Source organism: Actinotalea endophytica (assembly GCF_025717005.1).
GTDB lineage: Bacteria > Actinomycetota > Actinomycetes > Actinomycetales > Cellulomonadaceae > Actinotalea.
Genome location: NZ_JAOVZU010000008.1, coordinates 175,025 through 199,370, shown reverse-complemented (window position 1 = coordinate 199,370; position 24,346 = coordinate 175,025). Strand labels below are relative to the sequence as shown.

Sequence of the window (24,346 nt, the reverse complement as noted above, 5' to 3'; positions counted from 1 at the left end):
CCTCCGGCATGGCGATCGACGCGGGCTACGCGGGCCGGGTGTACCCACCCACGGCGCCCTACCTGGTCGGCCGCGAGCACCTGAGGCACTTCGCCGCGGCGGTGGGTGCCACGCACCCGACGCATCACGACGTCGAGGCCGCGCGTGCGCTCGGCTACGCCGACGTGGTCGCGACGCCGACCTTCGCCGTCGTCATCGCACAGGCGGCCGAGGCCCAGCTCATCTCCGACCCCGCGGCCGGCATCGACTTCTCCCGCGTCGTGCACGCCGAGGAGCGGTTCACCCACCACCGGCCGATCGTCGCCGGTGACGCGATCGTCACGGTGCTGCACGTCGACTCGATCGTCGAGCGCGCCGGGCTCGCCATGGTCACCACGCGCTGCGAGCTCGCCGACGCCGACGGCGCCCCGGTGAGCACCGTTGTCTCCACCCTCGCGGTGCGGGGGGCGGACGCATGAGCGCCCAGCTCGAGGTCGGCCAGGTGGTCGGCTCGCGGACCGTCGAGGTCACCCGCGCGGACCTGGTCCACTACGCGGGCGCGAGCGGCGACCGCAACCCGATCCACTGGAACGAGCGGTTCGCCCGCGAGGTCGGCCTGCCCGGCGTCATCGCGCACGGCATGTTCACCATGGGCACCGCCGTCGGCGTGGTGGTCGACTGGCTGGGCGACCCGGGCCGGGTGCTCGAGTACGGCGTCCGGTTCACCCGCCCCGTCGAGGTGCCCGACCCCGGGGTCGCCACGGTGGCGATCACCGCGACCGTCGGTGCGGTGGACGCCGAGGCCGGCACGGCGCGGATCGACCTCACGGTCGAGTCGGCCGGCGTGAAGGTGCTCGGCCGCGCCCAGGTGCTCGTCCGCCTCTGAGGCGCTCAGGCCCGCGGCGGCGCGGTCGTCGTGCCGATCCGCAGCTCGACCTCGAGCTCGACGTCCGCCGGGGTCTCACCGGCCAGGATCGCCGTGATCGCGTCGCCGATCGCCGCGCCCTTCGCCGCGAACGGCTGCGCGACGGACGTCAGCACGTCCGGCGCGAGCCAGGGCAGGTTCAGCCCGTCGAAGCCGGCCACCGACACGTCCTCCGGGACCCGCAGCCCCAGGTCCCGCGCCGCGATCAGCACACCGGCGGCGAGCAGGTCCGAATGGGTCAGCACCGCGGTCGGCGGGTCGGCGACGTCGAGCAGGACGCGCCCGGCCTCGACGCCGGCCTCGACGAGCGAGGCGCTCGCCTCGACCACGGCGGTCGGCACGACCCCCGCGTCGTCCAGGGCGGCCAGGCGATGCTCCGCCGGCGGGCAGTCCAGCTCGGCCATCCGGGCCGCGTCGACCGGCGCGCAGCGACGTTCGCCACCGAGCGGCAGCGTGACGACGCCGATCCGGCTGTGCCCGAGCTCGCGCAGGTACTCCACGAGGCGGCGGGTGCCCTCCCGGTCGGCGATCCCGACCACCGGGGCGTCCAGGCCGCGCGGGCCCTCGCCGAGCACCACCGGCACGCCGCGCCGGCGCAGCGCCTCGAAGGTGCCCTCGCCGCGCCGTGCGCCGAAGAGCAGCACGGCGGCGTCCATCGGTGCGGTCTCGACCAGCGGGTCGGCCGCCTCGCCTCCCGTCGCGGGGACCAGCAGGACGCCGAGCCCCTGGGGTCCGACCGAGTCGACGAGCCCGTCGAGCACCTGGACGGACACCGGGTCGCGGAACGAGCGCCGGAGCTGGTCCCCGATCACGACGCCGACGATCCCCGAGCGCCCGGAGCGCAGCGACCTGCCGAGCGCGCTGGGCCCGGTGTAGCCGAGCTCCGCGGCGGCGTCGAGCACGCGCTGCTTGGTCGCGGCCGAGATCGGTCCCGCGCCGGAGAACGCCAGTGACGCGGTGGACACGGACACACCCGCCGCCGCGGCGACGTCGGCGAGCGTGGTCCGCTCCGTCATCCCTCGGCCTCCTGAGTCCGTGACCCGTCCGGCGCACGGCGTCGGATTGACGAGCGGCAGCCTAACGGTCACACTTGAGACCACTCCTCGAATCGATTCGACCGACGACGCTCGACGAGGGCCACCACTCGAACCACCGGAAGCCCACGTGCCTCGCTCCGCCCGCCTGTCCGACCTGCTCGCCCGACCCTCCGCCCGACGCCCCGGCCGCCCGGCCGGAGCCGCCACCCACCCCGCGCGTTCCGGCGCCGTGCCGCGTCGCTCGGCAGCCGCCCGCGCCGCGGCGCTCCCGTCGCGCCTGCGGCCCGGTGCTCGGGTGCTGCGGAGGCCTCGCCCGCCGGTCGAGCCCGAGGCACTGCGCGCGCGGGTCGCCCTGCTCGGCCTGTACGGGCTGCTCGGCATCACCGTCGCGAGTTGGCTGTCCCGGCTGCCGACCGTGCGCGCCGACCTCGGCCTGAGCACCGGCGGCCTCGGCACCGTGCTGCTCGCGGGTGCGATCGCGTCGCTCGGGACGGTCCTCGTCGCCGGCGGGCTCGCCGAGCGCTGGGGCAGCCGGCGGACGATGGTCGTGGCAGCGTGGGTGTTCTCCGTCGCGGCCGCCCTGCTCGGCCTCGGTCCGGCGATGGGCTCGGTCCTCGTGCTCGCGGTGGGCGTCGTCCTGATGAGCGTGTCCTTCGCGCTGGGGAACGTGCCGCTGAACGTCGAGTCCGTCCGGATCGAGCGCGCGATGGGGCGCACCGTGGTCCCGCAGTTCCACGCGGCGTTCTCGGTCGGTTCGGTGCTGGGCTCCGGGCTCGGCGCGCTCGCCGCGTGGGGGCACCTCCCGCTCGTGGTGCACTTCTCGCTGGTCGCGGTGGTCAGCCTCGTCTGGCGGCTGCGCACGATCCCCGCCTCCGTGCTCCCCGTCCCCGTGCTCCCCGTCCCGGTGCTCGCCACCGCAGCTCTCCCGAGATCCGCGCTCCCCACCGCGGATCTCGCCACCGCTGATCTCGCCACGTCGGTGCTTCCCGGCTCAGGCGCGCCGGCGGCCGATGGCTCCCAGGCCGCAGCGCCCACCAGGGTGCGGCGCGGCGGCGGCCTCCGCGGCTCGCTCGACGCGTGGCGTGACCCGCGCACGCTGCTGCTCGGTGTCGTCGTCATGGCGGGCGCGCTCTCCGAGGGGACGGCCAACACCTGGCTCGCGATCGGTGTCGTCGACGGGTTCGGTGCGCGCGAGGCGGTCGGCGCCCTGGTGTTCGGCACGTTCGTCGCAGCCATGACGGTCGCCCGGCTCGGCGGCACCGTGCTCATCGACCGGCTGGGCCGGGCGCCGGTGCTGGTCGGCTCGATGGCGCTCGCGGTCGCCGGGCTGCTCGTCTACGGCCTGTCCCCGACGCTGCCCGGCGCGGTCGCCGGAGCCGTCGCGTGGGGCCTCGGTGCGGGGCTGGTCATCCCGATCGCGATGAGCGCGACCACCGGCGACGGGCTCGGCGCGGCCGGACGGGTGGCCGTTGTCTCCGCGTTCGGGTCCACGGCGAACCTCGCGGCGCCACCGGTGATCGGCCTGGTCGCCGAGCAGCTCGGGGTCCGGCACGCGGTGCTCGGCATCGCGGTCGTGATGGCCGTGGGCCTGGCACTCGGCCGGCGTGCGACCGCCGTACCCTCGGACTCGGTGCCCGCGTCGGCCGTCCCGACGCCGCGGGCCGCCCCTGTCCCGGCTGAACCCGTAGCGAGCTGAGCATGAGCACCCCGACGACGACGTCCACGCCGCAGGCTGCCGCCTGGGCGGTGTTCGTCACCTTCGCCCTCAACGGGCTCTCGTTCGCCAGCCTCGCCTCGCGGCTCCCGGCGGTGCGCGACTCGCTGGGCGTCGAGCCGGCGCAGATGGGCCTGCTGCTGCTCGCGGCGTCCGCCGGCGCGCTCTCCGCGATGCCGCTGAGTGGCCGGGTCGTGCAGCGCCTCGGCGCCCGTCGCACGATCCTCGTGTTCGCGGCCGTCAACGCGATCGGCCTCCTGGTGACCGCGGCTGCCGTCGCCGGCGGGCTCGTGTGGCTGGTCGCGACGGCCCTCGTGCTGGTCGGCATGGGGACCGGCACCTGGGACGCGGCGATGAACCTCGAGGGCGCGGCCGTCGAGCAGGCGCTGGGCCGGGCGATCATGCCGCGGTTCCACGCCGGCTTCTCGCTCGGCACGATCCTCGGCGCCGGGCTCGGGGCGCTGGCCGCCGCGCTCGGCGCGCCGCTGGTGCTGCACCTCGGCCTGATCCTGCCGCTCAGCTACGTGGCCCTCGTCACCTGCGCCCGCTGGTACCTGCCGGAGGGCACCCACGACGCCCACCCGGACGACGCCGCGCAGCGCCCGCGCAGCGCGTGGCGCGAGACCCGCACCCTGCTGATCGGCCTCGTGGTGCTCGCGGCCGCGCTGACCGAGGGCGCCGCGAACGACTGGGTCAGCCTCGCCGTGGTCGACGGCTTCGACGTGGGCAACGACGTCGGTGCGCTGGGCTTCGCGCTGTTCGTCACGGCGATGACCGCGATGCGCCTGCTCGGCACGGGCCTGCTCGACCGGCTCGGCCGCGTGCCCGTGCTGCGCATCCTTGCGGTCCTCTCGCTCAGCGGGCTGCTGCTCTTCGGCCTGGCCCCGACCCTCTGGCTCGCGGCGATCGGCGTGGTGCTGTGGGGGATGGGCGCCGCGCTCGGCTTCCCGGTGGGCATGTCGGCCGCGTCCGACGAACCGCGCCGCGCACCGGCGAGGGTCGCGGTGGTCGCCACCATCGGCTACAGCGCCTTCCTCGGCGGGCCTCCGCTGATCGGGCTGCTGGCCGACCAGGTCGGCTACCGGCACGCCCTGCTCGCGGTCGCCGTGCCGGTGCTCATCGGCCTGTTCCTGGTGCCGGCCGCCGCGCCGTTGCCGACCGCAGCCGGCAAGGCCCGCTGACCTCGCCCGGCCCGCGAGCGGGCCGGACGGGCGTCCCTCCGGCCTTGACGGCGCCGCGGGCGGCTGGAGCCGCTGCCGAGCGCGGTGCGGGACGTGGCCGGCGCGTAGGGTGACGCCGTGCCCGACGTCCCCACCCTGGCCGAGCTGACGACCCTGCACCTCGGCGGCCCCGCCGCTCGCTACCTCGAGGTCGACTCCGCGGATGCCCTGGTGGAAGCGGTCCGGGCCGCGGACGACGCACGCGAACCGGTCCTGGTGGTCGGCGGCGGGTCGAACCTCGTGGTGGCCGACCGGGGCTTCCCGGGCCTCGTGGTGCGGGACGTTCGCAGCGACGTGCACGTCGACGCGCGAGACACGTGCGGGGGAGCGAGCATCACCGTGCCCGCCGGCACGCCGTGGCACGTCGTGGTCGACTCCGCCGTGGAGCAGGGCTGGGTGGGCGTCGAGGCGCTCGCGGGGATCCCCGGCGCGACCGGCGCGACCCCCGTGCAGAACGTCGGTGCCTACGGGCAGGAGGTCTCCGGCGTGGTGTCCACGGTCCGCACCTGGGACCGCGAGCGCGGGCGGCACCGCACCTTCGCGGTCGGTGAGCTGGGCTTCGGGTACCGCACCTCGGTGCTCAAGCGCTCGATGCGCGAGGACGGCTGGGGCCCGACGCCGCGCTTCGTCGTGCTGGAGGTCTCGTTCCAGCTCCGGCTCGGCACGCTGTCCGCTCCGGTCGGCTACGGCGAGCTGGCCCGTCGGCTGGGCGTCGAGGTGGGGGACCGCGCGCCGCTCGCCGACGTGCGCGACGCGGTGCTCGAGCTGCGCACCGGCAAGGGCATGGTGGTCGACCCCGCTGACCACGACACCTGGAGTGCCGGGTCGTTCTTCACCAACCCCGTGGTGCCCGCCGGGGTCGCCGACGCCCTGCCCGAGGCCGCTCCGCGCTACCCGGTGCGGTCGTCCGTGCCCGCGACCACGACCGGGCCGAGCCTCGGTGCGGTCGACCCGACCCTGGTCAAGACGAGCGCGGCCTGGCTGATCGAGCACGCGGGCTTCACGAAGGGGTTCGGGCTGCCCGGACCGGTGAGCATCTCGACCAAGCACACCCTGGCGCTCACCCACCGCGGCGGCGGCAGCACGGCCGAGCTGCTCGCGCTGGCGCGTCAGGTGCGCGACGGCGTCCGGGACGCGTTCGGTGTGGTCCTCGAGCCGGAGCCCGTGCTGGTCGGCGCGACGCTCTGACCTGCCCGCCGACGCCTCAGTCGTCGGCTCCTGCGCGACGCTCGGGCACCTCGAACGGCGTGCGCGGGCTCGGCACGGACGGCTCGTCGGGTACCGGTGCCGGCAGGCCCAGCAGGGCGCGCCGGACCAGGTCGAGGATCGCGTCGTCGTCGAGGCCGGCGTCCCGGGCCCAGGTGACCAGGCGGACCGCTGCGGTGCGCAGCTCGCCGGTCGGCAGCGTGGTGGGCACCTGCGCGACGTGCAGCGCGTCGGCATCGACCGTCAGGACGCCGGCCCGCTCGAGCTCGTCGTACGCGCGTCGCACGGTCTCGGTGGGCAGCCCCGAGCGGGCGGCGAGCTCCGCGGCCTCGGGCACGAGGTCGCCCGCCGCGAGGCGGCCGGTCGCGAGGTGGGCGAGCACCTGGAGGCGGACCTGCTCGTGCGCGGAGAGCCCGGTCGTCCGATCGGCCGTGATCGTCAGCCGCACCTCGTCCGCTCGCGTCATGATCGGTGCATCGGCACGTGGACGGGTCGAGCAGATCGCGCAGACGAGTGAATCGGGCCCCTCAGGACGCCAGCCAGTCGTCCACCTGGGTGAGCAGCCGGGCCTTGGTGCCCTTGCCGGCCCTGGACGCACGCACCGAGCCGCGCGCGAGCTCGGCGAGCTCCGCGTCGGAGTAGCCGTGCACGTGGCGGGCCAGCTCGTACTGGTCGGTGAGCCGCGAGCCGAACAGCAGCGGGTCGTCCGCGCCGAGGGCGACCGTCGCGCCCGCGGAGGTGAGCGCGCGCAGCGGCACGTGGCGGTCCTCCGCGTACACGCCGAGCGAGACGTTCGACGCCGGGCAGACCTCGAGGCCGATGCCCCGGTCGACCAGCCAGCCGAGCACCGCCGGGTCCTCCACCGAGCGCACGCCGTGACCGATCCGGTCCGGCGCCAGGTGCTCGACGACCCGCGCGACGTGGGCGGCGCCGAGGAGCTCGCCGCCGTGCGGGACCGAGGCGAGGCCCGCCCGCCGCGCGATCGCGAACGCCGGCGCCCAGTCCTCGGTGTCGCCGCGGCGCTCGTCGTTGCTCAGGCCGAAGCCCACCACCTCGCCGGCCCCCTCGCCGGCGTACTGCGCTGCGAGCCGGGCGAGCGTGCGGGCCTCGAGCGGGTGGCGCACGCGCGAGCCGGCGACCACCACGGCCACCTCGACGCCGGTTCGCAGGCTCGCGGCGCGCGCCTCGTCGAGGACGATCTCGAGGGCCGGTGTGATGCCACCGACGTGCGGTGCGTAGGACGTCGGGTCGACCTGGATCTCGAGGCGACCGGAACCCTCCGCGGCGTCGTCCTCGGCCGCTTCGGCGACGATCCGGCGCATGTCGGCCTCGCTGCGCACGCACGCGCGCGCCGCGTCGTAGAGCCGCTGGAAGCGGAACCAGCCGCGCTCGTCGACCGGTGCCCGGACGACCCCCTCGGTGAGCGCGTGGGGGAGGCGGACCCCCCGTTCGGCGGCCATCTCGGCGAGCGTGGCCGGACGCATCGAGCCGGTGAAGTGCAGGTGCAGGTGCGCTTTCGGGAGCCGGGCCAGGTCGCGCACGGTGGCAGTCTGCCAGTCGCGCGCCCGGCCCCGGCCAGGTCCGATCCGCGGGGGTCCTTGTCCGGCCGCCCGCCGACCGCGAAGATCGAACTGTGCGGCGCAGCACGCGCCGTCCGTCCGAGGAGGCCCAGGTGTCCGAGCTCAGTGCCCCTACCAGCAACTCTGACGTCGGCGCGATCCGCGTCCTGATCGGGCTGGGGGGTGTGATCACCCTCATCATCGGGATCCTGATCGTCGTCTGGCCGGGCCGGACGGCGGCGGTGGTCGCCGGCGTGATCGCCGCGTACGCCCTCATCGCGGGCGTGGTCTACGCCGCGATCGGCCTGTTCGGCTCCGGCCGGGGCGGCTGGTGGCGGCTCGGCCACGTCGTGCTCGGCGTGCTGTTCGTGGTGGTCGCGATCCTGGCGTTCAGCAACCTGCGGGCGACGACGGCCTTCCTGGCGACCTTCCTCGGCATCATCACGGGCGCGATGTGGGTGGTCTCCGGGGCCGGCGCGATCGCGATGTCGCGGTACGCGCCGTCCCGTGGCTGGGCGATCGTCTCGGGGATCATCAGCATCGTCGCCGGCGTGCTGCTGCTGTTCTCGCCGATCTTCGGCGTCGCCGTGCTGTGGTGGCTGCTGGGGATCTCGGCGATCGTGATCGGCATCGCGCAGATCATCTACGCACTGTCGATCACCCGGGCCGTCCAGGTCTGACTTCAGGGCGACGGCAGGATCCCGCGCTCGATCGCGACGGTGACAGCGCGGGTCCGGTCGTCGACCCCCAGCTTGGTGAAGATCCGCAGCAGGTGGGTCTTCACGGTGGCTTCGCTGATGAACAGCTCGGCCCCGATCTGACCGTTCGAGCCGCCCCGCGCGACTGCCGCGAGCACCTCGAGCTCGCGGGCGGTGAGGCGCTGGTCGTCGCCGCGCACCTGGGCGACGAGCCGCCGTGCGACCGACGGCGCGAGCACCGTCTCGCCCCGAGCCGCGGCGCGCACCGCCTCGACCAGGTCCTCCCGCGGGGTGTCCTTCAGCAGGTAGCCGGTCGCGCCGGCCTCGACCGCGCGCAGGATGTCCGCGTCGGACTCGTACGTGGTGAGCACGACGACCCGCACCTCGGGGTGCGCCGCGAGCACCCGGCCGGTCGCGGCCGCGCCGTCCAGACGGGGCATCCGCAGGTCCATCAGGACCACGTCGGGGGACTCGGCGGCCACCACGTCGAGCGCCTGGAGCCCGTCGCCGGCCTCCCCGACGACGTCGAGGTCGTCCTCCCCGGCCAGCAGGCCGACGATCCCGGCACGCACCACTGGGTGGTCGTCGACCACCACGACCCGCACGCTCACTGCTCCACCTCTCCTGGGGGCAGGACGACCAGCACCCGCGTGCCGCCCTCCTGCCGTGCTGCCACCTCGAGCTCGCCGCCGCCCGACGTCACGCGGTCGCGCATGCCGCGCAGCCCGAAGCCCTCGACCACCTCGGGGTCGATCCCCCGGCCGTCGTCGCTCACCTCGAGCGTGAGCGCGCCGCCCTCGCCGACCGCGAGCGCGAGCCGGGCCGAGGACGCCTCGGCGTGGCGGCGGACGTTCGTCAGCGCCTCCTGGGCGGCGCGCAGCAGGATCACCTCGCGCTCGCGGCCGAGGTCGGGCAGCGCGTCGGGCAGGGCGACCTCGACCGAGATCCGGGTCTCGGCGCCGAAGCGTGCGGCGAGGCGTTCGAGCGCCGCCCGGATGCCGCCGTCGTCCAGGCCGACCGGGGCGAACGCGGCGACCAGGGCGCGCGCCTCGGCGAGGTTGTCCCGCGCGGTGCGCTCGACCAGGTCGAGGCGCTCGACCGCGGCCGAGGTCCGGCCGCGCTCGACGTCGGCGCGCACGGCCTGGGAGAGCATCACGATGCTCGTGAAGCCCTGGGCGAGCGTGTCGTGGATCTCCTGGGCCATCCGCTCACGCTCGGCCATCACGCCGGCGGTGTGGTGCGTCCGGCCGAGCTCCTCCTGGGCGGCCTCGAGCCGCTCGACCAGCTGGGCACGCTCCTCGCTGCGCTCGGCGATCTGGGTCACCCACAGGCCGAGGAGCACCGCGAACGCCACCGTGACACCACCCTGGGTCAGCAGCGCGCCGAGGTCCGCCGCGGTGTGGATCCCGCTGCGCAGGCCGATGGCCGTGAACACCCCGACCGCGAGGACCACGACGAGCACCACGCCGGTGCGTCGGTTCGGGGCGAAGAACCAGATCTGGCTGAACCCGATGAACAGCAGGACGCTGCCGGCGATGCTGGCCGCGGAGACCGCGGTCACCACGACGAGCAGCACCGCGAGGTAGACCGCGACCAGCCGCGGGTTGTCGGTGAGCGCGGCCCGCCGTCCGATCAGCACGTAGGCGACCACGAGGACGGCCAGCAGCCCCAGCGCGACGGCCGTGGGCACGTCCGCGCCCTCCTGCAGGATCAGGATCGCGACCGCGGTCAGGCCGGTCATCAGGTAGAACGCGAGGTCCCACCCGCGCATCGACCTGGACCAGAAGTGGGACCGGTCGCCGGGGTCGTCCAGGGACGGCCGAGGGCCGGGCTGCCCCTCCGGCTGCCCGGCCTCCGGTCGGATCTCTGTCACCGTCGAGCTCCGTTCAGCCGTCGTCGCGCCGGCGCCAGCGGAACGTCTTGACGCCCACCAGCAGGCCGATCACCAGGTAGGCAGCCAGGATGGCGGCAGTCGCGCCGTGCTGCCAGGACCCGGAGGGCTCGATCTGCAGCGCCCAGTCCGGCAGGAACACCGAACGCATGCCCTGCGCGAGCCACTTGAGCGGGAACACCGAGGCCACGGACTGCATCCACGACGGCAGCTCGTTGAACTGGAAGAACACGCCGGAGATGAACTGCAGCACCAGCACGATCGGGATCACCACGGCCGACGCGCTGCGTCCGCTGCGCGGCACCGACGAGAACGCGACGCCGAGCACCGCACCGCTCGCGGTGCCGAGCAGGAACACCCAGGTGAAGGTCCACCAGCGGGCCGGCTCGGTCGGCAGCGAGACGCCGAACATCAGCGCGGCCGCGGTGAGCAGCAGACCCATCTGGATGACGCAGGTCACCAGGACGGAACCGATCTTGCCGAGGAAGAACGCGGCGGGCGGCATGGGCGTGGCGCGCAGCCGCTTGAGCGTGCCGTCGTCGCGCTCCACCGCGATCGACACCGCGAGGTTCTGGAAGCTCGACAGCATGACGCCGGTGGCCACCATGCCGGGCAGGAAGTACTGCGCGAACGGGATCCCGGGGTCGGGGCCGACGGTGGTGCCGTCCTGCCCGAAGACCGTCGCGAAGATCGCCAGCATCAGGATCGGGTAGGCGAAGACGAAGACCACGGCGTCGCGCTCGCGGAAGAACGTGACGACCTCGGCGCGGGTGCGCTCCAGGCCGAGCGAGAGCGTGCCCGGCAGGGCGGCCCGTCGGCTGGCGACGAACGGCTGGGTGGCGGTGGTGGTCATCGGGTGGCCTCTCCGACGAGCCCGAGGTACACGTCCTCGAGCGTGGGGCGGTAGACCTCGAGGCCCGGCACCTCGCCGCCGAAGCGGGCGGCCAGGTCGGCGACGAGGGCGGTGGGGGTGGCGGTGCGCTCCTCGTGGCGCGTGCCGTCGTGCCAGCGCACGGTCGCGTGCTGCTGGGCACGGGCACCGATCGCTGCCGGGGTGTCGAGCGCGACCACCTGGCCGTCGCGGATCACGGCGATCCGGTCGGCGAGGTGCTCGGCCTCGTCCATGTAGTGCGTCGTGAGCAGCACGGTGGTGCCGTCCTCGCGCAGCGACGCGATGAGGTCCCAGAACGAGCGCCGGGCCTCCGGGTCGAACCCGGTGGTCGGCTCGTCGAGGAAGAGCAGCTCGGGCCGGCCGACGATGCCGAGCGCGACGTCGAGGCGGCGGCGCTGGCCGCCGGAGAGCTGCCGGGTCCGGGCGCCGGCCTTCTCGGTGAGCCCGACCGCCGCGATCACCTCGTCGAGGTCCCGCGTGCTCGGGTAGAACCGGGCGAAGTGCGCGACCATCTCGCGTACGGTCAGCTCGGCGTGGTCGTCGGCCGACTGCAGCACGACGCCGATCCGGCTGCGCCAGGCCCGGCCCGCGTGCTGCGGGTCCTCGCCGAGCACCGAGACGGAGCCGCGGTCGCGCTTGCGGTAGCCCTCGAGGATCTCGACGGTGGTCGTCTTGCCGGCACCGTTCGGTCCGAGGACGGCGAAGATCTCACCGGTCTCGACCCGCAGGTCCAGCCCGTCGACGGCGCGCTTGGCGCCGTAGTGCTTGTGCAGGTCCTGCACCAGGACTGCGGGGGCGGTCGTTGTCATGCCTCCAGCGTGCCGCGGGGCCAGGTCCCGCCGGCAGCATCCTTCGGTGAGTCCTGGGGTCCACCGATCGGTGGATGCCCGGCCCCGTCGAACGGCCGGGTGGTCGCGTCCGACCGGCTGCGCGGCCGTGACGGACCTCAGGAGCTCAGCGTCAGCACCCACGCGGCGACGGTGTCGGCGACCGCGGCAGCGTCCTTCGGCACGTGCGGGCCGGCCACGGTGACGTGCGTCAGCGGACCGCCCACCGCCGCGAACGCTGCGGCGAGCTCGTCGGGCGACCCGTACGGGTCGGTGGCGCCGGACACCGCGAGCACCGGGACGCGGACCCGCGGCAGGTGCTCGACCCGCAACCGGTCCGGCCGTCCGGGCGGGTGCAGCGGGTAGGACAGCAGGACGAGTCCCGCGGACGGCTGGCCCTCGGCGACCGCGACCGAGCACATCCGCCCGCCGAACGAGCGCCCGCCGAGCAGCAGCCGGGACGCGGGCACGCCGAGCTCGCCGGCCCAGCGGTCCGCCTCGGCGCGGATCCGCGCGACCGCGGTGGCAGCCGGTGCGGGCCCCCGCCCGTCCTTGTCCGGCGAGCCGAACCCGAACCGCCGCACCGGTACCCCGGCGCGCTCGACGGCCTCGGCCACCGCGAGCAGGGGCGGGTGGTCCGGGTCGCCGTTCGAGCCGGGGGTGAGCAGCAGACCGGCGGGCCGCCCGCCGCCCGCCGCCGCGGCGGTCACGGGGCTACCGGGCCTCGCCGAGCAGCGTCTGGATCCGGGACACGCCCTCGACGAGGTCGTCGTCGGCGAGCGCGTAGGACAGCCGCAGGTACCCGCTCGGGCCGAACGCCTCGCCGGGCACGACGGCGACCTCGACCTCGTCCAGGATCAGCGCAGCCAGCTCGGCCGACGTGGTCGGGGTGACGCCGCGGATGGTGCGGCCCAGCACGCCCTCGACGCTCGGGTAGGCGTAGAACGCGCCCTTGGGCGTCGGGCAGACGACGCCGTCGATCGCGGAGAGCATCTCGACGATGGTCCGGCGACGGCGGTCGAACGCGGCCCGCATCATGTCCACCGCCGCGAGGTCACCGCTCACCGCTGCGATCGCGGCACGCTGGGACACGTTCGCGACGTTCGAGGACAGGTGGGACTGCAGGTTCGTCGCGGCCTTGATGACGTCGGTGGGGCCGATCATCCAGCCGACCCGCCACCCGGTCATCGCGTAGGTCTTCGCGACGCCGTTGAGCACCACGGTCGTGTCCGCGAGCTCGGGGACCGCCCGCACGATCGGGGTGAACACCGCGTCGTCGTAGGTGAGGTGCTCGTAGATCTCGTCGGTGATCACCCAGATGCCGTGCTCGAGCGCCCAGCGCCCGATCGCCTCGGTCTGCTCGGGCGAGTACACCGCGCCGGTGGGGTTGGACGGCGAGCAGAACAGCAGCACCTTGGTCCGGTCGGTCCGGGCGGCCTCGAGCTGGTCGACCGTGACGAGGTAGCCCTGGTCGGCACCGGCGAAGACCTCGACCGGCACGCCGCCGGCCAGCCGGATGGCCTCGGGATAGGTGGTCCAGTACGGCGCGGGCAGCAGCACCTCGTCGCCCGGGTCCACCAGGGTCGCGAACGCCTGGTAGACCGCCTGCTTGCCGCCGTTGGTGACGAGCACCTGGTTCGGGGCGACCGGGTAGCCGGAGTCCCGCAGGGTCTTGTCGGCGATCGCCTGGCGCAGGTCGGGAAGGCCCGCCGCCGGCGTGTACCGGTGGTTGGCCGGCACCGCGCAGGCCGCCTGTGCGGCGGCGACGATGTAGTCCGGCGTCGGGAAGTCGGGCTCGCCGGCGCCGAAGCCGATCACCGGCCGGCCGGCGGCCTTGAGCGCCTTCGCCTTGGCGTCCACCGCGAGGGTCGCGGACTCCGCGATGGAGCCGATGCGCTGGGAGATCCGGGGCTTGGGGGTCACGGGGTGCTCGCTCACGTCGGCATTCTCGCAGAGCACACCGCGTCGGCGTCGCCGGGTTCGGCCGCCCGTTCGACCGGTTCGACCTGCGCCCGTGGACCACGTACACTCGTCCGTCGGCGGTTGACGTCCGTCATGCTGCAGCATGCCTGCGGCCGGATGGCGTCGCCGAAGGGCAGTGGCGCAATTGGCAGCGCACCGGTCTCCAAAACCGGCGGTTGTGGGTTCGAGTCCCTCCTGCCCTGCAGCGCGGCACCGCATCTCGCGGTGACCGCAGAGCACGACGAGACGTGAGGACCCACCGGTGAGCGAACGCGCCAGCAGCGCCAGCAAGGCGCCGTCCAAGGACGGCCGCCGCGGTCTGTTCGCGCGCATCGCTCTGTTCGTCCGGCAGGTCGTCGCCGAGCTCAAGAAGGTCGTCCGACCGACCCGGACCGAGCTGGTCCGGTACACCACCGTCGTCCTCGTCTTCGTCGCCGTGATCATGGCGTTCGTCACCGGGGTGGACCTCGCGATCGGGTCCTTCGTCGGCTGGGTCTTCGGCGGCTGACGGCCGCGCCGTCGCCCGCCCACCCGCACGTCATCACCAGAAAGCAGGTTCGAACCGTGTCGCAGGAGCCTCAGGAGCAGGCCGAGGAGCTCGTCGTGCCCGAGGACGTCGCGCCCGAGCAGGCCGACGCGCCGGCCGAGGACGTCGAGGTCGTCGAGGACGCGGAGGACGCCGTCGAGCCGGCCGCCGACGCCGACCCGGTCGACGAGGACGAGGCCGTCGAGGACGAGGTCGTCGACCCCGTCGCGGAGTACAAGACCCAGCTGCGTCGCCAGCCCGGCGACTGGTACGTCATCCACTCCTACGCGGGCTACGAGAACCGCGTGAAGGCGAACCTGGAGAACCGCATCCAGTCGCTGAACATGGAGGACTTCATCTTCCAGGTGGAGGTCCCCATGGAAGAGGTCGTGGAGATCAAGAACTCCCAGCGCAAGGTCGTGCGCAAGGTCCGGATCCCCGGCTACGTGCTGGTGCGGATGGACCTCACCGACGAGTCGTGGGGCGCCGTCCGGCACACCCCGGGCGTGACCGGCTTCGTCGGGCACACCCACCAGCCGGTGCCGCTGACCCTCGACGAGGTCTTCTCGATGCTCGCCCCGACGCTCGCCCCGGCGCCCGAGAAGGCGGCCGCGAAGGCCGCCACGGGTGCTGCCCCGATCACCGTGGACTTCACGGTCGGCGAGTCCGTCACCGTGACGGACGGGCCGTTCGACACGCTGCCGGCGACGATCTCCGAGATCAACGCCGAGGCGCAGAAGCTCAAGGTGCTCGTCTCGATCTTCGGCCGGGAGACCCCGGTCGAGCTGTCGTTCAACCAGGTCGCGAAGATCTGAGCGAACGGCTCACCTCCGCTCGACCGGCGCTCGCCGGCCGGGCATGCAACCGGGTCATCGCCCACGGCGTCGGCCCACGACACGGAACGGAAGGCACATGCCCCCGAAGAAGAAGGTCTCCGGCCTGATCAAGCTCCAGATCAACGCTGGTGCCGCCAACCCCGCGCCGCCGATCGGCCCGGCGCTCGGTCAGCACGGCGTCAACATCATGGAGTTCTGCAAGGCGTACAACGCGGCGACCGAGTCGCAGCGCGGCAACGTCATCCCGGTCGAGATCACGGTGTACGAGGACCGCTCGTTCACCTTCGTCCTGAAGACCCCGCCGGCCGCCGAGCTGATCAAGAAGGCCGCCGGTGTCGCGAAGGGTTCGCCGACCCCGCACACCACCAAGGTCGCCTCGATCACGACCGCTCAGGCGCGCGAGATCGCCGAGACCAAGATGGCCGACCTCAACGCGAACGACCTCGACGCGGCGACGAAGATCATCGCCGGCACCGCCCGCTCGATGGGCATCACGGTCACCGAGTGACCGACCCGGGCGCGCCGACCGGCGCACCCGTCCAGTGGCAGGGCCCTGTGCGGCCCGACGACCACGACTGAAGGAGAACGCAATGGCACAGCACGGCAAGGCCTACCGCGCCGCCGCGGGGACGATCGACCGGACGCGGCTCTACGCGCCGCTCGAGGCGATCCGCCTGGCGCAGAAGACCTCCACCACGAAGTACGACTCGACCGTCGAGGTCGCGTTCCGCCTCGGTGTGGACCCCCGCAAGGCCGACCAGATGGTCCGTGGCACGGTCAACCTGCCGCACGGCACGGGCAAGACCGCCCGCGTGATCGTGTTCGCGGTCGGTGAGCGTGCGCAGCAGGCGCTCGACGCCGGTGCGGACGAGGTCGGCGGCGACGAGCTCATCGCCAAGGTCGCCGACGGCTACACGGACTTCGACTCCGCGGTCGCGACGCCGGACCTGATGGGCAAGGTCGGTCGTCTCGGCAAGGTGCTCGGCCCGCGCGGCCTGATGCCGAACCCGAAGACCGGCACCGTGACGATGGACGTGGCCAAGGCCGTGTCCGAGATCAAGGGCGGCAAGATCGAGTTCCGCGTCGACAAGCACGCGAACCTGCACTTCATCATCGGCAAGGCGTCGTTCTCGGACACCGCGCTGGTGGAGAACTACGCCGCGGCGCTGGACGAGGTCCTGCGTCTGAAGCCGGCGGCGTCGAAGGGCCGGTACATCACGAAGGCCTTCGTCACCACGACGATGGGCCCGAGCGTCCCGCTGGACCCGAACAAGACGCGCAACCTCACGGTCGAGGAGGCCGACGAGGCCTGAGGAGCGCAGGCCGAGCATCGGCTCGAGGCCTGAGGAGCGCAGGCCGAGCATCGGCTCGAGGCCTGACGCCTCCCCTCTCTGCACGTGGAACGGCCCGGACCCGAGGGGTCCGGGCCGTTCCGCATCCGTGCTCAGACCAGCAGCCGCCACCGGCCGACGACGTCGTCCCCACCGGTCGGGGCCGGGGCCAGCTCGGCGAGCAGCTCCGCGACCGGGCCGGGGTCGAGCGCGCCGGACCGGGCGAGCAGCGCGAGCGCGACGTACCCGGTGACCCGCTGCGAGCCGTCGAGGACTCGGATCGCGGCTGCGGCGCCGGATGGTGCGACGACCACGAGGTAGCCCTCCGCGCCGCCCTTGGCGATCGCCCCGGTGGCCTCGACCGTGCGGGTGTTGGCCCGCCCGCGGCCGTCCAGGGCCCAGGGGTGCGCGCGGACGTCGTCGGCGAGGCTGCTGCCGGGGCCGAGCAGTCGCGCCCCACCGCGTGCCAGGGCGGGCAGGGTCAGCGCGTGCGTGGGGGCGCCGCACCCGTCGACCCCGCTGTGCGCGATGCGTTCGCCGCAGTACTCCTCGAGGGTCGCGACGACGGCGCGTTGCATCGGGTGCTCGGGCTCGAGGTAGGTCGCCGGGTCCCAGCCTGCCGCCGCGCAGGCGGACAGGAACGCGGCGTGCTTGCCCGAGCAGTTCATCCGGATCCGGCTCGGCTCGACCCGCGCGGCGGTCGCCGGGTCCAGGGGAGCGCGTGCCGGGCAGCCCAGGGCGTGCTCGTCGAGGCCCGCCGCGGCGAGGGTGCCGGCGACCACGGCCACGTGTTCGTCGGTGCCGGCGTGGCTGGCGCAGGCGAGCACGCGCTGGAGCTGGTCGAGGGGTGCTCCGGCCGCGAGCGACGCCGCGGCCTGGAAGGGCTTGAGCGACGACCGCGGGTAGACCGCCGCCGTCATGTCGCCGTGCGACTCGAGCACGACGCCGTCCGGATCGACGACCACGACAGCGCCCAGGTGCCTCGACTCGTCGAGGCCGTTGCGGTCCTGCACGGCCAGCTCCACGCAGCCGGCGGCGTCCAGCGGATGGGCCACGCGCCCCTCCTCTCGTCGGGGTGAGTGTGCCGCACCACCGGCTCGGCGCGCGGTGCGTCTCGCGCGCCGTCACCGCGTGCGCCGGTGCGAGGTGTGGGGCACCTCGTGGGCCGCGTGCCACCGTGTGACGCACCGCACACCGGGGGTTGTCACAAACGGTGCTCGACGACCTCCCTCCAGGGTGAACGGGTCCGCCGCAGCAGGCGCCCACGACCCCGGGAGGTGGCCGATGCGCGCACCCTGCACCCCTGGCGTGGCCACCGCGGCGACCGTAGTCTCGACAACTCTGGCGGGACCGCCGCCGAGTGGGCGGGACGGCCGTCGATGAATCGGCAGGCGATGACGGGACACACCGGCGACACGACCCTCGGGGACCGGGCGGCGCTCGCGCTGCTCGCGTACCGCGAGGGACGCACCGCACCCCTGGAGGACTTCGTCCACGAGGCGACGCCGCTGCTGTGGCACGTGGTGCGCGGCCAGGGCGTGCCGCGCGAGGACGCCGAGGACGTCGTGCAGGGTGTGTGGCTCTCCTTCGTGCGGCACACCGGGACGATCCGCGAGCCGGAGGCCCTGCTCGCCTGGCTGCTGGTCAGCGCGCGGCGTGCGGCGTGGCTGGCGGTCCGCCGTCAGCGCGGGGACCAGGCGCACACGCGCGAGCTTCCGGACGACACCGACGAGGCCGGCGAGCTGCCGTCGCCGTCGCCGGGCCCGGAGGCCGAGGTCCTCACCCACGACCGCGACAGCCGTCTCTGGCAGGTGTTCCTGCGGCTGCCGGCGCGATGCCAGCAGATCCTCCGCTTCGTGGCGAGCGCCGACCGGCCGGACTACCGGGCGATCGCGGAGGTGACCGGCATGAAGGTGACCGCGGTCGGCGTCACCAGGGGCCGGTGCCTCGCCAAGCTGCGCACGTTGCTGGACCAGGACGAGAGGTGGGAGTGGGCATGAGCGAGTACTCGCCCGACGAGGTGATGGATGCCCGCGATCGGGAGCTGCTGACGCACCTGGGCCGTGTGGTGCAGCAGGTGGACCCGGTGCCCGACGGGCTGGCGGAGCGTTCGCTCTTCGCCCTCACGCTCGCCGACCTGCAGGCCGAGATGGTCGAGCTGGTGCGGATGGAGACCCCGGAGCTCGCCCTGCGTGGCGAGGAGACGGTGACGGCCCGGACGATCACGTTCACGGCCGACCCCTGCACCGTCATGATCACCGTGTCGCCCGGCGAGGCCGGCGTGCGGATCGACGGCTGGGTGGCGCCCGCGATGCGGTGCACCGTGGACGTGCTGCGTCCGGAGGGCGAGGTCCGCACCGAGTCCGACGACGAGGGCTGCTTCGTCATCGAGGACCTGCCCCGCGGGCCGGCGAGCCTGGTGCTCCGGCGCACGGACGGCACCGGGCCGGCGGTCAGCACGCCGGTGATCGAGCTCTAGAGAGTCAACGACGTGCGAGGCATGCGCGAGGAGGCGTAGATGGTGGAGAACGACGGCCGGGCCGACGAGGGTGCGTACGGGGATCTGCCCCGCTCCTGGGCGGGTCGCCTGCTCCGGCTGGACCCGGCGACGGCGCCGCAGCGACCGCAGGCCATGCCGGTGCAGACCACGTGGTACCTGCGTGACCGGCTCCTGATGGCCGGGGCGCCGGGGTCGGAAGGCTGGCAGGTGCTCGAGGAGCTCGCCGAGGAGCGGGGTCTGCGGGTGAGTCTCGACGCCCGCGACGAGCGCGACCTCGAGCTGCTGCGCCAGGCGGATCTGCCCGAGGAGCTCGCGGCCGAGCTCTACGCGGCCTTCGGCTACACCGCCCAGCTGGAGAACCGTGCGATCGCCGAGCCGGTCGACGTGTGGCCGGTGCTGGAGGCGCTGGTCGACAAGGCCGGTGTGCTCGCGTCGCTCGACCACCTCGTGGTCGCCACGGGGATCGTCGGGAACCCGTACACCGAGCCGCACCCGTACACCGAGCCCCATCCCTACACCGAGCCGCACCCGTACACCGAGCCCCACCCCTACACCGAGCCCCACCCGTACACGGCGCCTGACGCCGTGGGCGAGTACGCCCGCGCCGGGAGCGGGGGCCGCAGCCCGGTCGCGTGGGTCGGCCCGGCGCCCTCGAGGCGGTACCCGGACGCCACGGTGGACGGTTCCGGCAAGGGGCCGGCGCGGCCGGTGGTGGTCGTGCTCGACACCGGTGCCGGCGAGCACCCCTGGTTCGTCGGCGACACCGTGGTGCGTGACCCGCAGGTGCTCGGCGTCCCGATCGGCCCGTACCCACCGACCGAGCCGCACTGGCGCGACGCCGACGTCGGCGGGATGGACGGGCGCCCGCTGACCGGCAGCCTCGACTCCTGCGCGCCGCACGGAACCTTCATCACCGGCCTCGTGCACCAGCGGTGCCCCGACTCGACCGTGCTCGCCTGCCGGCTGTACGGCGGTGACGGGATGATCGCGGAGTCCGACCTGCTCACCGGTCTGCGCCGAGTGCTCCTCTTCCACCTGCTCGGTCTGCTCGGGCGGCCCGGCTGCCACCCGGTCGACGTCCTGACCCTCTCGCTCGGCTACTACCACGAGCGCCCGGAGGACGCCGAGTTCGACGGCCCGTTCCGCGCGCTGCTCGACGCGCTCGCCCGCTACGGCGTGGCCGTCGTGGTCTCGGCGGGCAACGACGCGACCACGCGGCCGTGCTACCCCGCGGCGTTCGCGCCCCGGCTGAGCTCGTGGGACCCGCCGACACCGGTCACCCCCGGATCGTGGGACCTGCCGCCGGTGGTGACCGTCGGTGCGCTCAACCCGGACGGCTCGACGGCGCTGATGAGCAACGACGGGGACTGGGTGACGGCGCTGCGCACGGGGGCCGCGGTGGTCAGCACGTTCCCGGTCACGATGAACGGCTCCCTGACACCCACCGTTGCGCTGCGCGGCCTGCGGCCGCGTGAGACGCGGGCGACGGTCGACCCCGACGGGTTCACCGGCGGCTTCGGGGTGTGGAGCGGCACCTCGTTCGCGGCCCCCGTGATGGCCGGCGACCTCGCCGAGGAGCTGCTCCGGCGGCGTGCGGCCGGCGGCGGGGGCGGCGCGGACTGGCAGGCGCGGGCCAAGGAACGTCGCGAGGCGGCGTGGCACGCGATCGTCGCGGCGACCGGCCTCCCGTTGCCGTAGGTCGCGTACCGCGGGCGCGGCCGACCGCCGTCATCGGGCTCCCCGGTCGGCCGTCCCGTGTCGTCGTGACACGGACTCGGCACGGCGGGATGATCAGCCGGTGGGTCGGGGCGGCACGAGCGCGGGGACGGGCGGGCCGGACCCGCTCGAGCCCGTCCGCGGCCTGCTGGCGGCCGGCCTGAAGAGCAACGCCGACGGCCGGCCCGCGGTGGCCGGACGGTACTTCCGGCGGGTGCTCGACGCCGTCGGTGACGGCAGCGCCGACCCCGACCGGGAGACCGCGGAGCGCGCGTACCTGCGCGCTCGCGCCCTGCTCGGCCGGGTGATGAGCGAGTTCGAGCTCCGCGCCGACGTCGACGCCGGTCTGGCCGTGCTCGGCGACGCCGACCGCTGGGCGGCCGTGGCAGGTGCCGACGCGCTCCGGGTCGCGGTCGCCGGTCAGCAGGGGCTGCTGTGGCTCCGGTCGGGGGACACCGCGCGTGCCCTGGCCGCGCTGGACCGTGCGGCGGCCCGGCTGGGCGACGCGGAGCCGATCGACGCCTGCCGGATCCTGCTCAACCGCGGCTCGCTGCGTCTCGAGCTCGGCGAGATCGAGCCCGCCAGGGCGGACCTGCGGGCGTGTGCGGAGCTGGCCGACGGCCTCGGCGAGCACGGTCTCGGTTTCAAGGCGCGGCACAACCTCGGCTACGCCGAGTTCCTCGCGGGCGACCTGCCCCGGGCGCTCGCCACGATGGCCAGGGCGGCCGAGAGCCCGGGGGACGTCTCGCTCGGGGTCGCGCTCGCGGACCGTGCGCAGGTGCTGCTCGAGGCGGGGCTCGTGCACGAGGCCGACGAGACCCTGGCCCAGGCCGCCGAGCTCTTCGCGGCCCAGCGCCTCTCGCTGGACCTGGCCCAGGCCGAGCTCGTGCGGTCGGAGTGCGCTCTGCTGCTGCACCGACCGCAGGCGGCCCTGCGCTGGGCGCTCGGAGCCAAACGACGCCTCGCGCGGCGTGGCAACGTCTCGTGGGCTGCCCGCGCGGAGCTCGCCGAGCTGCGGGCGCGGCTGGACCTGGTCCTCGACGCACCCGACCGGGCCGCGTGCGCGCGGATCGCGCGGCGGTCGGCCGACCTCGCGGGCCGGCTCGAGGCCGCGGGCAGCCCCCGCTCGGTCGTGCGCGCGGCACAGGTGGTCGGGGCGTCGGCCCTGGTCACTGGCGGGCATCGGCGCGAGGCGGCGGCAGCACTCGAGGCCGCGGGCCGAGCCCGTGCCCGCGACCCGCTCACCCTGGCCCTCGGGCTGCGCGCGGTCCGCGCCGAGCTGGCGTTCGCGAACGGTCGCGCGTCGGACGGTCGTCGCGAGGTCCGGGCCGGTCAGCGGCTCCTCGCGGCGCACCGCCGGCAGTTCGGCTCGGTCGAGGCCGTGACCGCGGCGGCCGTGCACGGTGAGCGGCTCGTGGTCGTCGAGAGTGCTGCTGCGCTCAGCTCCGGGGACGCGGCCCGAGTGCTCGACGCGGTCGAGCGAGGGCGGGCGACGTTCGCCGGCCCGGCGCGGGTCCGCCCGCCGTCCGACCCGGCACTGGCCGAGCTCCTTGCCGAGCTCAGGTTCGCCGTCGAGCGGGAACGCCTGCTCCCGCCGGACAGCCACGCGGACCGTGCGGAGGCGCACCGGGAGGTCGAGCGGTTGCGCACCGCGGCGCGCCAACGGTCGTGGCATCTCGACGGCGAGGTCGGGCCGCCGGAGGCGCCGACCGCGGCCCGGCTGGTCGACGAGCTGGCGGGCGGCGACGAGGCGGTGGTCGACCTCGTCGGCATCGGCGGCCAGGTGCATGCGGTCGTGGTGGACGGCGACGGGGTCCGGCTGCACCACCTCGCCGAGGTCGACGTGGTGGCTGCGGCCGCGCGCCGGGTGGACGCGGACCTGCGAGCACTGGCCGGGGTTCACCTGCCCGACGCGCTGCGGGCCGTGGTGCGAGGCTCGCTCGAGCGCGGGCTGGCCAGGCTCGACGAGCTCCTGCTCGCGCCGCTGGACCTGCACGGTCCCGTGCAGCTGGCGGCCGGCGGCACGTTCGTCGCCCTGCCGTGGGGCCTGCTGCCCTCCCGCCGGGGGCTCGCGACCAGCGTGGGGAGCCGGCTGACCGCGCAGGCGCCGGCGCCGCGCAAGGACGGCGTGCTGGCGGTGGCCGGACCCGGGCTCACGCTTGCCGAGGACGAAGCCGCAGCGGTGGCCCGTGCGTGGGGCGACGCCACCGTGCTGGCAGGTGCTGCCGCGGCCACGGAGTCGGTCGCAGCCGGTCTGCGCAGCGCCGGCGTGGTCCACCTCGCGGTGCACGGTCGTCACGAGCCCGACAACCCGCTCTTCTCCTGGGTACGGCTCGCCGACGGCCCGCTGTTCGCGCACGAGCTCGAGGGTGCGGACCTGCGTGGGTCGGTCGTGGTGCTCTCGGCGTGCGAGGTCGGCCGGTCCACCGTGCGGCCAGGTGGCGAGGCGCTCGGCATGGCGAGCGTGCTGCTGCGGCTCGGCGCCGAGAACGTCGTGGCGGCCCTGACCCCGCTGCGCGACGACGTCGCAGCCGACCTCGCACCACACCTGCACGCGGCGATCCGGCAGGGCGTCGACCCGGCCGCAGCGCTGGCCGGCGTCCTGTCAGCCGCCGAGGAGCCCGTCCCGCTCGCGTGCTTCGGGGCGCGAGCCGGCGTCGACCCAGGCGAGGTGTGACGCGGCGGCCAGCACCGCGGCGGGGCCGCATCCCTGCAGGTAGGCGCGGCGCCGCGGTCCGGCTGCCGGCACGTCGTACCCGGGTGCGGCGAGGTCGGCGCGCTCGCAGCACTGGGCGAGGACGCGTTGACCGTCGTGACCGGTGACGGCGACCACCCCGGTGACGGCGGCGGGGAAGGCCAGCACCTCGGGGCCGAGGTTGCCGGCGGCGGCGAACACCCGGACCCCGGATGCCATGGCCTCGTGCAGCGTGGTGGTGATCCGTCGTCCGAGCCGCTGACGCCCGAACGGGAGCACGATCACCTCGGCGCCGTGGTTGACCGCCCACCGCACCGCCCGGGCGACGACCGCGTCGCCACCCTCGCGGTCCGGCCGGACCGCCGCGACGAGCAGCTCGGCGGCCGGGAGCAGGCCGCGCACGTGCGCCGCGCCCTGGCCGACCACGAGGGATGCGAGGCCGGTGGCGTGGTCGTCGACGGTGTCCGGTCCGCCGGACCACACGCGGACCCGCGCACCTGCCAGGTCGGGGTGCTGGGTGTCGACGCCGCCGTCCAGGAGCGCGATGCGTCGACCCGCGCCGGCGTTCGCGGACCGCGGCGGCACCGGCACGCTGGGCACGGTGGTGCTCGGCCGGGCCGAGCGGGTGAGCCAGTCCAGGCAGTCGAGCGGCGCCGGGGCCGGCACGCCGGCCGGGCGGACCGGTGCGGGGCGCTGCAGGTCGTCGCGACCGGTGAGACCGGCGGGTCGGGTGGTCACGGTCATCGGGATCCTCTCCTCGGTGGCCCGGTGCGGGTCCTCACCCGGTCGAGAGCACTCCGTGCCCGGTTTGTGACAACCTGACGCGAAGGAG

General features: G+C 74.7%; 25 protein-coding genes and 1 tRNA gene. 15 read left to right on the top strand and 11 right to left on the bottom strand.

The window, feature by feature from the left end; translation table 11 throughout:
* Window positions 1-8 precede the first annotated feature (8 nt).
* Window positions 9-458 carry an FAS1-like dehydratase domain-containing protein gene (locus OEB99_RS14895; RefSeq protein ID WP_263578065.1) on the top strand — a complete coding sequence of 150 codons (450 nt, stop codon included), beginning with the start codon at window positions 9-11 and terminating at the stop codon, window positions 456-458.
* A complete protein-coding gene (locus OEB99_RS14890) occupies window positions 455-865 on the top strand; it encodes a MaoC family dehydratase (protein WP_263578064.1) in 411 nt (136 codons plus the stop codon). Before OEB99_RS14895 ends, OEB99_RS14890 begins: the two co-directional genes overlap by 4 nt.
* Before the next feature lie 5 nt (window positions 866-870).
* Here the strand turns inward: OEB99_RS14890 and OEB99_RS14885 are convergent, their stop codons facing one another.
* Window positions 871-1,920 carry a LacI family DNA-binding transcriptional regulator gene (locus tag OEB99_RS14885; RefSeq protein WP_263578063.1) on the bottom strand — a complete coding sequence of 350 codons (1,050 nt, stop codon included), beginning with the start codon at window positions 1,918-1,920 and terminating at the stop codon, window positions 871-873.
* A gap of 148 nt (window positions 1,921-2,068) precedes the next feature.
* Here OEB99_RS14885 and OEB99_RS14880 point away from each other — a divergent pair, with 148 nt between their 5' ends.
* From OEB99_RS14880 to OEB99_RS14870, 3 genes are all read left to right on the top strand, one after another.
* Window positions 2,069-3,637 (top strand): MFS transporter, encoded by a 1,569-nt coding sequence (locus tag OEB99_RS14880; RefSeq protein WP_263578062.1) that lies wholly within the window; start codon window positions 2,069-2,071, stop codon window positions 3,635-3,637.
* 2 nt (window positions 3,638-3,639) lie between these two features.
* Window positions 3,640-4,836, top strand: a complete 1,197-nt coding sequence (locus tag OEB99_RS14875) for an MFS transporter (RefSeq protein ID WP_263578061.1) — start codon at window positions 3,640-3,642, stop codon at window positions 4,834-4,836.
* 117 nt (window positions 4,837-4,953) lie between these two features.
* Window positions 4,954-6,063 (top strand): UDP-N-acetylmuramate dehydrogenase, encoded by a 1,110-nt coding sequence (locus tag OEB99_RS14870; RefSeq protein ID WP_263578060.1) that lies wholly within the window; start codon window positions 4,954-4,956, stop codon window positions 6,061-6,063.
* 16 nt (window positions 6,064-6,079) lie between these two features.
* On the opposite strand, the gene OEB99_RS14865 is transcribed toward OEB99_RS14870, so the two are convergent.
* A complete protein-coding gene (locus OEB99_RS14865; RefSeq protein ID WP_263578059.1) occupies window positions 6,080-6,547 on the bottom strand; it encodes a GntR family transcriptional regulator in 468 nt (155 codons plus the stop codon).
* A 61-nt stretch (window positions 6,548-6,608) separates the two neighbouring features.
* Window positions 6,609-7,622, bottom strand: coding sequence for an adenosine deaminase (locus OEB99_RS14860; protein WP_263578058.1), 1,014 nt, complete (start codon window positions 7,620-7,622; stop codon window positions 6,609-6,611).
* A gap of 131 nt (window positions 7,623-7,753) precedes the next feature.
* Between OEB99_RS14860 and OEB99_RS14855 the strand changes: the two genes are divergently transcribed.
* Window positions 7,754-8,320: an HdeD family acid-resistance protein gene (locus OEB99_RS14855; protein ID WP_263578057.1), complete on the top strand. Its 567-nt coding sequence runs from the start codon at window positions 7,754-7,756 to the stop codon at window positions 8,318-8,320.
* Window positions 8,321-8,322: 2 nt separating this feature from the next.
* Here OEB99_RS14855 and OEB99_RS14850 read toward each other — a convergent pair whose 3' ends face one another.
* The 6 genes from OEB99_RS14850 to OEB99_RS14825 form a co-directional block, all read right to left on the bottom strand.
* A complete protein-coding gene (locus tag OEB99_RS14850) occupies window positions 8,323-8,949 on the bottom strand; it encodes a response regulator (RefSeq protein ID WP_263578056.1) in 627 nt (208 codons plus the stop codon).
* Window positions 8,946-10,211 carry a sensor histidine kinase gene (locus tag OEB99_RS14845; protein WP_263578055.1) on the bottom strand — a complete coding sequence of 422 codons (1,266 nt, stop codon included), beginning with the start codon at window positions 10,209-10,211 and terminating at the stop codon, window positions 8,946-8,948. Before OEB99_RS14845 ends, OEB99_RS14850 begins: the two co-directional genes overlap by 4 nt.
* A 13-nt stretch (window positions 10,212-10,224) precedes the next feature.
* A complete protein-coding gene (locus OEB99_RS14840) occupies window positions 10,225-11,082 on the bottom strand; it encodes an ABC transporter permease (protein ID WP_263578054.1) in 858 nt (285 codons plus the stop codon).
* Window positions 11,079-11,930: an ABC transporter ATP-binding protein gene (locus OEB99_RS14835; protein WP_263578053.1), complete on the bottom strand. Its 852-nt coding sequence runs from the start codon at window positions 11,928-11,930 to the stop codon at window positions 11,079-11,081. The genes OEB99_RS14840 and OEB99_RS14835 overlap by 4 nt, the downstream gene beginning before the upstream one ends.
* 137 nt (window positions 11,931-12,067) lie before the next feature.
* Window positions 12,068-12,658 (bottom strand): alpha/beta hydrolase family protein, encoded by a 591-nt coding sequence (locus tag OEB99_RS14830; RefSeq protein ID WP_263578052.1) that lies wholly within the window; start codon window positions 12,656-12,658, stop codon window positions 12,068-12,070.
* A 4-nt stretch (window positions 12,659-12,662) separates the two neighbouring features.
* Window positions 12,663-13,886, bottom strand: coding sequence for a pyridoxal phosphate-dependent aminotransferase (locus OEB99_RS14825; RefSeq protein ID WP_263578051.1), 1,224 nt, complete (start codon window positions 13,884-13,886; stop codon window positions 12,663-12,665).
* 154 nt (window positions 13,887-14,040) lie between these two features.
* On the opposite strand from OEB99_RS14825, the gene OEB99_RS14820 reads away from it, so the two are divergent.
* The 5 genes from OEB99_RS14820 (at window position 14,041) to rplA (ending at window position 16,585) form a co-directional block, all read left to right on the top strand.
* Window positions 14,041-14,113 (top strand) — tRNA-Trp (locus tag OEB99_RS14820).
* A 59-nt stretch (window positions 14,114-14,172) separates the two neighbouring features.
* Window positions 14,173-14,418, top strand: a complete 246-nt coding sequence (gene secE / locus OEB99_RS14815) for a preprotein translocase subunit SecE (RefSeq protein WP_263578050.1) — start codon at window positions 14,173-14,175, stop codon at window positions 14,416-14,418.
* A gap of 56 nt (window positions 14,419-14,474) precedes the next feature.
* Complete coding sequence (gene nusG, locus OEB99_RS14810; protein WP_263578049.1) at window positions 14,475-15,251, top strand: transcription termination/antitermination protein NusG; 777 nt, start codon at window positions 14,475-14,477, stop codon at window positions 15,249-15,251.
* Between the two features lie 97 nt (window positions 15,252-15,348).
* A complete protein-coding gene (gene rplK, locus OEB99_RS14805) occupies window positions 15,349-15,780 on the top strand; it encodes a 50S ribosomal protein L11 (RefSeq protein ID WP_263578048.1) in 432 nt (143 codons plus the stop codon).
* 82 nt (window positions 15,781-15,862) lie between these two features.
* Window positions 15,863-16,585 (top strand): 50S ribosomal protein L1, encoded by a 723-nt coding sequence (gene rplA / locus OEB99_RS14800; protein ID WP_263578047.1) that lies wholly within the window; start codon window positions 15,863-15,865, stop codon window positions 16,583-16,585.
* Window positions 16,586-16,716: 131 nt separating this feature from the next.
* On the opposite strand, the gene OEB99_RS14795 is transcribed toward rplA, so the two are convergent.
* Entirely contained in the window at window positions 16,717-17,658 is a 942-nt protein-coding gene (locus OEB99_RS14795; protein ID WP_263578046.1) for an asparaginase, read from the bottom strand.
* Between the two features lie 339 nt (window positions 17,659-17,997).
* Here OEB99_RS14795 and OEB99_RS14790 point away from each other — a divergent pair, with 339 nt between their 5' ends.
* From OEB99_RS14790 to OEB99_RS14775, 4 genes are all read left to right on the top strand, one after another.
* The gene (locus OEB99_RS14790; protein ID WP_263578045.1) at window positions 17,998-18,603 is read left to right on the top strand and encodes an RNA polymerase sigma factor; all 606 of its coding nucleotides are present in this window, start codon (window positions 17,998-18,000) and stop codon (window positions 18,601-18,603) included.
* The gene (locus tag OEB99_RS14785) at window positions 18,600-19,082 is read left to right on the top strand and encodes a hypothetical protein (protein WP_263578044.1); all 483 of its coding nucleotides are present in this window, start codon (window positions 18,600-18,602) and stop codon (window positions 19,080-19,082) included. The genes OEB99_RS14790 and OEB99_RS14785 overlap by 4 nt, the downstream gene beginning before the upstream one ends.
* Window positions 19,083-19,121: 39 nt before the next feature.
* Window positions 19,122-20,801, top strand: a complete 1,680-nt coding sequence (locus tag OEB99_RS14780) for a S8 family peptidase (protein ID WP_263578043.1) — start codon at window positions 19,122-19,124, stop codon at window positions 20,799-20,801.
* A gap of 100 nt (window positions 20,802-20,901) precedes the next feature.
* Window positions 20,902-23,496: a CHAT domain-containing protein gene (locus OEB99_RS14775; RefSeq protein WP_263578042.1), complete on the top strand. Its 2,595-nt coding sequence runs from the start codon at window positions 20,902-20,904 to the stop codon at window positions 23,494-23,496.
* Here OEB99_RS14775 and OEB99_RS14770 read toward each other — a convergent pair.
* A complete protein-coding gene (locus tag OEB99_RS14770; RefSeq protein WP_263578041.1) occupies window positions 23,425-24,258 on the bottom strand; it encodes a S8 family serine peptidase in 834 nt (277 codons plus the stop codon). The two genes, OEB99_RS14775 and OEB99_RS14770, sit on opposite strands and share 72 nt — an antisense overlap.
* Window positions 24,259-24,346 lie beyond the last annotated feature (88 nt).